Annotated in this window: 1 pseudogene; it reads right to left on the bottom strand. The window is 37.6% G+C overall.

What is annotated here, in order from left to right:
- Positions 1 to 124: 124 nt before the first annotated feature.
- Positions 125 to 667 (bottom strand): annotated as a pseudogene (locus tag BTHERMOSOX_RS11315) (replication initiator protein A); the annotation flags it as partial.
- Positions 668 to 1,233: the final 566 nt, after the last annotated feature.

Here is a 1,233-nt window from a genome sequence, read left to right as displayed (position 1 = left end):
AGAAAAAGCAATGGAGATATTGATGTTGATGCGATGGCAAATGAGCTTGAAGAACATTTAAAACGGCACTTCTGGAAAGTGACTTAGCTCAGAACGAACACTTTTGGGGGTTCTTCCACAGGACCCCTATAACCGAGTTATAAAGCCATTCAGAGAGAGTTACTTCAAGCTCAATCATCCGCTTTGTTTTTGGATCATCAATAACAATTTTATAAGCATCAATAATATGGAAGCCTTCAATGACTTCTTGCCCATTAGTTTTTATATTGGTTGTGATGCTTGTACCATGTAAACGATCAAAGGCTTGCCGTAGCAATTTATAACCTTGTCCACTGGTTTGGCGGTTGGTTGTTACAAGTAAATCATGAGCTTTAAAGCGTATCTTTCGGCTTGGTGTTTCTCCTTGGTTAAGTCCTGCCATAAGTTGGGAAATGCAATAAATTAAAATATCTTTATCGTGAATAGTAGCTAAGCCGTAAGCACTAGGGGCAATTCGTACCGTATTACCATTATGTTCATAATTTCTTATAGCTGTATCTGGTTTTGTGGAAAGTGTAAAAAGCGGATGTTCCATGCTTGCTATATCGCTTTTTGGTATGACTTCGCCAAAGTCACAAATGAATAAATCTTTTTCAGGGTGCCGGACTGGTAAGAGGGGATTAGCCATACTGAAAACTCCTTTTTGAAAAATGTATCTAAAATATTATTTTTGTTCGTCATTTCAGATACACTTCGTCATTTCAAATACAAAAAAGATGTTATTCTTCGTCATTTCAAATACAAAAGCAAGTTATTCCTCGTCATTTCAAATACAAACAAGGCTTTGTTCGTCACTTCAGATACACTTCGTCACTTCAGATACAGATATTCGTCATTTCAGATACAGATATTCGTCATTTCAGATACACTTACTTGTTTTTATTGTTCACAACACATTGTTATTTAACAAAAAATATATTTTCCGTAATTTGGTAACACTATAACACTATTATTAACATTTATAACACTAGGCTTTGCAGCCTGTGGATAAGTGGATAACTTCAAATATTGTTAATTTTCTTTGTTTATCATCGTTCCCAAAATATCCAAAAAAGAAAGCCGAGCGCATCAGGCGCGCCATGCTACCTCACGAAATTTTGGGACTCCTGTCGCCATAATTCATTCGCCTACGCAGCGAATGGGAGATGCCCTGGCCGCCCTGCGTCCGTCTCAACTACGCACAAAACCCTGCTC

It is taken from the genome of Bathymodiolus heckerae thiotrophic gill symbiont (genome assembly GCF_900128515.1).
Lineage (GTDB): Bacteria > Pseudomonadota > Gammaproteobacteria > PS1 > Pseudothioglobaceae > Thioglobus_A.
This window is presented reverse-complemented; position numbering and strand designations above follow the sequence as displayed.